Below are 7,834 nucleotides of genomic sequence, written 5' to 3'. Positions count from 1 at the left end.
TCTTGCGGCCCCTCCTGTCCCCTCCTTCTCTCCTCTCTCTCCCGCCGCCCACCCCCCCACCCACCAACACCACAAGACGGGGGGGCGCCCCCCCCCCCCCCCCCCCCCGGGGCCCTTCCCCTTGTCACGTCCGGCAGCGGTCGGCCTACGGCTCGAACTTGTAGCCCAGGCCGCGGACCGTGACCAGGTAGCGCGGCGCGCCCGGGTCCGGCTCGATCTTGGCGCGGAGGCGCTTGACGTGGACGTCGAGGGTCTTGGTGTCGCCGACGTAGTCCGCGCCCCAGACCCGGTCGATCAGCTGCATGCGGGTCAGCACGCGGCCCGCGTTGCGCAGGAGCATCTCCAGCAGGTCGAACTCCTTCAGCGGGAGGTCGACCTTGGCACCGGCGACGGTGACCACGTGCCGGTCCACGTCCATGCGTACGGGCCCGGCCTCCAGGGCCGCCGGGGTGACCTCCTCCGGCTCGCCGCGGCGGCGCAGGACCGCGCGGATGCGGGCGACCAGCTCCCGGGAGGAGAAGGGCTTCGTGACGTAGTCGTCGGCTCCTATCTCCAGCCCGACGACCTTGTCGATCTCGCTGTCCTTGGCGGTCACCATGATCACGGGGACGTTGGAGCGACCGCGCAGCTGCCGGCAGACCTCGGTGCCCGGCAGGCCGGGCAGCATCAGGTCGAGGAGGACGAGGTCGGCGCCGTTGCGCTCGAACTCGTCGAGCCCGTCGGGCCCCGTCGCGGCGATCGCGACCTCGAAGCCTTCCTTGCGGAGCATGTAGGACAGGGCGTCGCTGAAGGATTCCTCATCCTCGACGACGAGCACTCGGGTCACGGAAGGACCTCCGGGGCAGGAATGACTGGTTCTGGGTCAAGCTGGGGTCTGGCGGGTTCGGGGGCGGTCGCCGGGGCCGGCGCGGCCGCCTCGGGGAGTCGCAGGGTGAACGTGGAGCCCTGGCCCTCGGAGCTCCATACCGACACCTCCCCGCCGTGCGAGGCCGCCACGTGCTTCACGATCGCGAGGCCCAGCCCGGTTCCGCCCGTGGCGCGGGAGCGGGCCGGGTCGACGCGGTAGAAGCGCTCGAAGATGCGCTCGCGGTCCTTCTCCGGGATGCCGATGCCCTGGTCGGTCACGGCTATCTCGATCAAGTCTCCACCCGGCGCGGTCACCCGGCGCGCGGCTATGCCGACGCGGGTGCGGGCGGGGCTGTAGTTGACGGCGTTCTCCACCAGGTTCCCGAGGGCGGCGGCCAGCTGGCCGCGGTTGCCCCAGACGCGCAGGTCGGCGGTGCCGCCGGCGGCCATGGTGATCTGCTTGGAGGTGGCCGTGTGGCGGCAGCGGTCGATTGCCTCCGCCACGAGCGTGTCCACCCGTACGGGCTCGGCGTCCTCCAACGGGTCGTCGTTCTGCACCCGGGAGAGGTCGATGAGCTCCTGTACGAGGTTGATCAGGCGGGTGGCCTCGATCTGCATGCGGCCCGCGAAGCGGCTGACCGCCTCGGGGTCGTCGGCGGCGTCCATGACCGCCTCGGAGAGCAGGGAGATCGCGCCGACCGGGGTCTTCAGCTCGTGCGAGACGTTCGCGACGAAGTCGCGGCGCACCGCTTCGATGCGGCGGGCCTCGGTGAGGTCCTCGACCAGCAGCAGCACCAGGCGGGAGCCCAGCGGGGCGACGCGGGCGGAGACCGCGAGGGCCTCGCCGCGGCCGGTGCCGCGCCGGGGCAGGTCGAGCTCGATCTGGCGTATCTCGCCGTCCCGGCGGGTGTCGCGGGCCATGTGGAGCATGGGCTCCACGGCCAGCTTGCCGCCGCGGACCAGCCCGAGCGCGTACGCGGCCGAGCTGGCCTTGACCACCGCGTCGCCCTCGTCGAGGACGACGGCGGAGGAGCGGAGCACGGAGAGGACGGTGTCCACTCCGGGCGGGAGCACCGCGTTGATGTCGGGGCGCATGGAGCTCCGGGTGGGGCGGGCCTGGTCGCGCTCGCTCCAGCGGAACGCCAGCATGGCGATGACACCGGTGCAGAGACCGGCGATCGCCGCAGCTGCGGCGACCGCCGCGTTCACGTCCATGGATCCAGGTTAAGCAGGCGCGAGGACACTTCCACAGCCGTTCGGGTGGCACCTCGAACAGTCGTCGCCCAGAGTTCACCCTGACGACGGGGTTGATTCATTTGTGATGCCGGAGTCGGACGCGTTGGCGACCGAACGTGTAAACGTGGGGCCGAACACCCCGCACGAGCAGTAGCGAGCAGGCAAGCAGTAGGCAAGCAGGCAAGAGAGGGACACCATGCGCGACGCGTACCACGAGGAACTGGACTCGATCGGAGAAAGCCTGGTCGAGATGGCCCGGCTCGTCGGTTCCGCGATCGGGCGGGCCACGACCTCCATGCTGGACGCCGACCTGAAGCTCGCGGAGAGCGTCATCGCCGCGGACCAGAAGGTGGACGACCTCCAGCACGACCTGGAGGCGCGCGCCATCGCCCTGCTGGCCCGGCAGCAGCCGGTCGCCACCGACCTGCGCATCGTCGTCACCTCCCTGCGCATGAGCGCCGACCTGGAGCGCTCCGGCGACCTGGCGCAGCACGTGGCGAAGCTGGCCCGGCTGCGCTTCCCGGACACGGCGGTCCCGCGTGACCTGCACGCGACGATCCTGGAGATGGGGCAGCTGGCGCAGCGCCTGATGGCGAAGGCGGCCGAGGTCATCATCACGAAGGACGTGGACCTGGCGCTCCAGCTGGAGCATGACGACGACGAGATGGACCAGCTGCACCGCACGCTGTTCCAGCACCTGATGGACGACCGCTGGAAGCACGGCATCGAGACGGCCGTCGACGTGACGCTGCTGGGCCGCTACTACGAGCGGTTCGCGGACCACGCGGTGTCGGTGGCGAAGCGCGTGGTGTACCTGGTGACGGGTGAGCACGCGGACGAGCTCCAGCAGCCGACGCAGGTCGAGGGCGTCTGAGCCCCTTCGCGCGGCACGCCCCAATGCGCCGTTGACGCGCCGGTGTGGCTGGGCATGAATGAGGCGAAGGCACCACGACTTCCCGTACGCCGCCTGCGAGGAGGCACCATGCCCGAAACCCCTGTCCCCATCACGCCGGAACAGGAGCCGCCGCCCCGCCCGGAGCCGCTGCGCCTCCCGCTGCTCGCGGCCTGCGGCTGCGGCTCGGGCTGCGGCTGCGGCTGCCAGTCCGGCGCCCCGTGCCAGTGCGGCGGCTGACCCGGCCGCCAAGCCGCGAGGGCCCCGTCCGATCCGGACGGGGCCCTCTGGCGTTCGTACGCGGGGTACTGCTGTGGGCTACTTCTTGCCCTGGTTCTTGACGGCCTCGATGGCGGCCGCGGCGGCGGTCGGGTCGAGGTAGGTGCCGCCCGGGTTGAGGGGCTTGAAGTCGGCGTCGAGCTCGTAGGAGAGCGGGATGCCGGTGGGGATGTTCAGGCCCGCGATGTCGGCGTCGGAGATGCCGTCCAGGTGCTTGACCAGGGCGCGGAGGCTGTTGCCGTGGGCGGCGACCAGGACGGTCCGGCCGTCGAGGAGGTCCGGGACGATCGCGTCGTACCAGTACGGCAGCATGCGGACGACGACGTCCTTGAGGCACTCGGTGCGCGGGCGCAGCTCCGGCGGGATGGAGGCGTAGCGCGGGTCCTCGGACTGGGAGAACTCGGTGCCGTCCTCAAGGGCCGGCGGCGGGGTGTCGTAGGAGCGGCGCCACAGCATGAACTGCTCCTCGCCGAACTCGGCGAGGGTCTGGGCCTTGTCCTTGCCCTGGAGGGCGCCGTAGTGGCGCTCGTTCAGGCGCCACGAGCGGTGCACGGGGATCCAGTGGCGGTCGGCGGCCTCCAGCGCGAGCTGGGAGGTGCGGATCGCGCGCTTCTGGAGCGAGGTGTGCACGACATCGGGGAGCAGGCCGGCGTCCTTGAGCAGCTCACCGCCGCGGACCGCCTCCTTCTCGCCCTTCTCGTTGAGGTTGACGTCCACCCAGCCGGTGAACAGGTTCTTCGCGTTCCATTCGCTCTCGCCGTGGCGGAGGAGGATCAGCTTGTACGGTGCGTCGGCCATGCGTACGAGCCTAGTGGACGCCGTAGGGCGCCCGCGCGCCCCCGATTGACGGTCGGCGTCAATCCAGTGGACGGCGGCGGGCCCCGTTCGTAATGTGCCAGCAGATCCAGTGGTACTTACATCATCGGGGGAATCCGTATGTCCGCTGCCAGTTTGAGACGGGCTGCCCGGGAGAGCGTCTCGGGGCTGCCGCGCGCGTTCTGGTGGCTGTGGGCCAGCACGCTGGTGAACCGGCTCGGGGCTTTCGTCGCGACGTTCATGACCTTGTACCTGACCCTGGACCGGGGCTATTCGGCCTCCTTCGCGGGACTGGTGGTCGCCCTGCACGGGCTGGGCGGGGTGGTGTCCTCGCTGGTGGCGGGGGTGATGACGGACCGGCTGGGGCGGCGGCCGACGATGCTGGCGGCGAACGTGTCGACGGCGCTGTCGGTGGCGCTGCTGGGGTTCATGGAGCATCCGGCGGCGATCGCGGCGGTGGCGGGCCTGGTGGGCATGGCGTCGAACGCCTCGCGGCCGGCGGTCTCCGCGATGATGGCGGACATCGTCCCGCCCGAGGACCGGGTACGGGCCTTCGCGCTGAACTACTGGGCGATCAACCTGGGCTTCGGGATCAGCTCGGTGGTGGCGGGCGTGGTGGCGGAGTACAGCTACCTGGCCGGATTCCTGGGCGAGGCGGCGCTGACGCTGGTGTGCGCGGTGCTGGTGTTCGCGAAGCTGCCGGAGTCGCGTCCGGTGAAGGAGGAGGCGGAGAAGGGGGCGGAGCCGGAGACCGGGCTGGGGACCGTGCTGCGGGACGGGCGGTTCATGGCGGTGGTCGGGCTGTCGTTCCTGATCTCGCTGATCTTCACGCAGGGTTCGGTGGGGCTGCCGGTGGCCATGGGCCGGGCGGGCTTCTCGCCGGCGGACTACGGGCTGGTCGTGGCGGCGAACGGGCTGCTGATCGTGCTGCTGCAGATCCCGGTGACGCGGTTCATCGAGCACCGCGACCCGGGCCGGCTGCTGGTGATCTCGGCGCTGCTGGCGGGGTACGGGTTCGCGATGACGGCCTTCGCGGGGTCGCTGTGGGCGTACGCGCTGACGGTGTGCGTGTGGACGCTGGCGGAGATCGTGAACTCGCCGACGCAGATGGGGCTGGTGGTGCGGCTGTCGCCGGTGCACGGGCGGGGGCGGTACCAGGGGATGTACACGATGTCGTGGGCGGTGGCGGCGCTGGTGGCTCCGCTGATGGCCGGTTTCGTGATCGACCGGTACGGGGCGGGGTGGCTGTGGGGGGCCACGGGTGTGCTCGGGACGGTGGCGGCGGGTGGGTACTGGCTGCTGATGCGGGGGCTTCCCGAGGGGGCGGGGGATACCGCCGCGGCCTCCGGCACCGCCGCGCCCGCCGCGTCGGCTCCGGCCGGCCCGGCCCCGGAGCCCGTGGCGGCCCCGGGCCCGGCCGCCTGAGCGTGCCGGGGGGGGCGGGGGCCGGCGGGGCTGGTTTTCCAGCCCCGCCGGCGTTTGAGGCGCGGGCGCGGTAGCGCCGTGCAGTGAGCCGCGCCCGGCGATCGAGGGCGAGAACGGTTGAAGGGCGGGGAGGGGCAAGCCCCGCGCAGCGGCACAGCACCCGCAGACGGCCCACCGGCCCAGCCATCGGAACCGGCCCCGCCCCGCGTCCGACGGACGGAGTCCGGCGCAGCGGCGCGAAGCCGGGGAGGCCGCCCGCGGCCGAGCCGCGCGAGCGGCGCGTCAAGAAGGGGAGCGGCGCGTCAAGAAGGGGTGCGGGGCGTCAAGAAGGGGTGCGGGGCGTCAGGAAGGGCTGGGCCGGGTCAGGTGTTTGAAGGCGTCCAGGTTGCGGGTCGATTCGCCGCGCGATACGCGCCACTCGTACTCCCGCCGGATCGCGCTCGCGAAGCCGAGTTCCAGCAGGGTGTTGAAGGCGCCGTCCGCCGCTTCCAGGACGGTGCCCAGGAGGCGGTCCAGGTCTTCCGGGGTGATGACCGACAGCGGGAGCCGGGCCGTGAGGTAGACGTCGCCGAGCGGGTCCACCGCGTACGCCATCCCGTACAGCTTGAGGTTGCGTTCCAGCAGCCAGCGGTGGACGCCGGCCTCGTTCTCGTCGGGGTGGCGGATGACGAAGGCGTTGACCGACAGGGAGTGCCGGCCGATCCGCAGGGAGCAGGTGGTGCTCAGCTTGCGGGTGCCCGGGAGCTGGACGACGTACGTGCCCGGTTCGGGGCTCTCCCAGCTCAGCTCGGCGCCGGCCAGCGTGGACTCGATGATCGCGGCGGTGTCAGCCATGGTGGGAGCGTACGCGACGGCGATGATCATGCATGGCCGCGGTGTACACGTCGGCCGTGCCGCTGGCGGCGGTGTCCCAGCCGAAGAACTGCGCGTGCCGCGCGGCCTCGGCGCCCATCCGGTCCGTGAGGCCGGGGTCGTCGACGAAGCGGCGCAGCTCGCGGGCGTAGTCCACCGGGTCGTGGCCGGGTACGAGGATCCCCGTGACCCCGTCGTTGACGGCGACCGGCAGCCCGCCGACCTCCGCCGCGAGGACCGGCGTACCGGTGGCCTGGGCTTCGATGGCGACGAGGCCGAAGGACTCGCTGTACGACGGCATGACCAGCACGGACGCGGCCCGGAACCAGTCGGCGAGGCCGTCCTGGGCCACCGGCGGGTGGAAGTGGACGAGGTCGGTGATGCCGAGCTTCGCGGCGAGCTTCTGCAGGCCCTCGGGCTTGGCGAGGCCGCTGCCGCTGGGGCCGCCGACGACGGGGACGAAGAGGCGGCGGCGCAGCGAGGGGTCGCGGTCGACGAGCTCGGCGACGGCGCGGAGCAGGATGTCGGGGGCCTTCAGGGGCTGGATGCGGCCGGCGAAGAGCGGGATCACGGCGTCCTGCGGCAGGCCGAGGCGGGCGCGGGCGGCGGCGCGGCCGTCGCCGGTGGTGAAGCGGTCGAGGTTGACGCCGGGGTGGACGACGGCGACCTTGCCGGGGTCGGCGTCGTAGTGCCCTACGAGTTCCTCGGCTTCTTCGGCGGTGTTGGCGATGAGCCGGTCGGCGGCGGCGACGATCTGGGTCTCGCCGATGACGCGGGCGGCGGGCTCGGGGGTGTCGCCCTCGGCGAGCGCGGCGTTCTTGACCTTGGCCATGGTGTGCATGGCGTGGACCAGCGGGACGCCCCAGCGCTCGGCGGCGAGCCAGCCGACGTGGCCGGAGAGCCAGTAGTGGGAGTGGACGAGGTCGTAGTAGCCGGGGCGGTGGCGGGCCCAGGCCTGCATGACGCCGTGGGTGAAGGCGCACAGCTGGGCGGGCAGCTCTTCCTTGGCGAGGCCTTCGTAGGGGCCGGCGTCGACGTGCCGTACGAGGACCCCGGGCGCGAGTTCGACCACGGGCGGCAGGCCGCCGGTGGTGGCGCGGGTGAAGACCTCGACCTCTATGTTGATCGCGGCGAGGCGCTTGGCGAGCTCGACGATGTAGACGTTCATGCCGCCGGCGTCGCCGGTGCCGGGCTGGTGCAGCGGTGAGGTGTGCACGCTGAGCATGGCCACGCGGCGCGGCTTGCGGTGGTGGCCGACGGCCGGGAGGCGCAGCCGGGGGGCGTCGGGGCGGGCGCCGCGGGCGGCGGCGATGCGGCCGCTGATGCTGCCGCCGAGACGGGACACGTACTGGCTCAAGGGAGCAGTTCCTCTCGCTCGGACGACGGTCGACGGTCCTCTGCGACCTCGCCTGGCGGGCGGGGTCGGCAGCGCCGGTGGGGCGGCATGGCTGCGGGAGCGCGGTCGGCGCCCTGCAAGGAGTGCAACCC

At 72.3% G+C, this 7,834-nt stretch carries 8 protein-coding genes; 3 read left to right on the top strand and 5 right to left on the bottom strand.

The window, feature by feature from the left end; genetic code table 11:
- Nucleotides 1–145 precede the first annotated feature (145 nt).
- A complete protein-coding gene (gene phoP / locus ACZ7IF_RS21285; protein ID WP_466527820.1) occupies nt 146–817 on the bottom strand; it encodes a two-component system response regulator PhoP in 672 nt (223 codons plus the stop codon).
- A gap of 5 nt (nt 818–822) precedes the next feature.
- Nucleotides 823–2,061 carry a two-component system sensor histidine kinase PhoR gene (gene phoR / locus ACZ7IF_RS21280; RefSeq protein ID WP_468479202.1) on the bottom strand — a complete coding sequence of 413 codons (1,239 nt, stop codon included), beginning with the start codon at nt 2,059–2,061 and terminating at the stop codon, nt 823–825.
- A 217-nt stretch (nt 2,062–2,278) separates the two neighbouring features.
- On the opposite strand from phoR, the gene phoU reads away from it, so the two are divergent.
- Both phoU and ACZ7IF_RS21270 read left to right on the top strand, forming a co-directional pair.
- Nucleotides 2,279–2,956, top strand: a complete 678-nt coding sequence (phoU, locus tag ACZ7IF_RS21275; RefSeq protein ID WP_470973457.1) for a phosphate signaling complex protein PhoU — start codon at nt 2,279–2,281, stop codon at nt 2,954–2,956.
- 108 nt (nt 2,957–3,064) lie between these two features.
- Nucleotides 3,065–3,214, top strand: a complete 150-nt coding sequence (locus tag ACZ7IF_RS21270) for a hypothetical protein (RefSeq protein ID WP_361610417.1) — start codon at nt 3,065–3,067, stop codon at nt 3,212–3,214.
- A gap of 78 nt (nt 3,215–3,292) precedes the next feature.
- Here ACZ7IF_RS21270 and ACZ7IF_RS21265 read toward each other — a convergent pair whose 3' ends face one another.
- Nucleotides 3,293–4,051 (bottom strand): phosphoglyceromutase, encoded by a 759-nt coding sequence (locus ACZ7IF_RS21265; RefSeq protein ID WP_125813820.1) that lies wholly within the window; start codon nt 4,049–4,051, stop codon nt 3,293–3,295.
- 138 nt (nt 4,052–4,189) lie between these two features.
- Here ACZ7IF_RS21265 and ACZ7IF_RS21260 point away from each other — a divergent pair, with 138 nt between their 5' ends.
- Nucleotides 4,190–5,494 (top strand): MDR family MFS transporter, encoded by a 1,305-nt coding sequence (locus ACZ7IF_RS21260; RefSeq protein WP_470973453.1) that lies wholly within the window; start codon nt 4,190–4,192, stop codon nt 5,492–5,494.
- A gap of 342 nt (nt 5,495–5,836) precedes the next feature.
- Here the strand turns inward: ACZ7IF_RS21260 and ACZ7IF_RS21255 are convergent, their stop codons facing one another.
- Nucleotides 5,837–6,328: a type III secretion system chaperone family protein gene (locus ACZ7IF_RS21255; RefSeq protein ID WP_470973450.1), complete on the bottom strand. Its 492-nt coding sequence runs from the start codon at nt 6,326–6,328 to the stop codon at nt 5,837–5,839.
- On the bottom strand, nt 6,321–7,703 hold the full coding sequence (gene mshA, locus ACZ7IF_RS21250; protein ID WP_470973447.1) for a D-inositol-3-phosphate glycosyltransferase: 1,383 nt from the start codon (nt 7,701–7,703) through the stop codon (nt 6,321–6,323). Before mshA ends, ACZ7IF_RS21255 begins: the two co-directional genes overlap by 8 nt.
- Nucleotides 7,704–7,834: the final 131 nt, after the last annotated feature.

The sequence above is a fragment of the Streptomyces sp. NPDC037421 genome (assembly GCF_055602105.1).
This window is presented reverse-complemented; position numbering and strand designations above follow the sequence as displayed.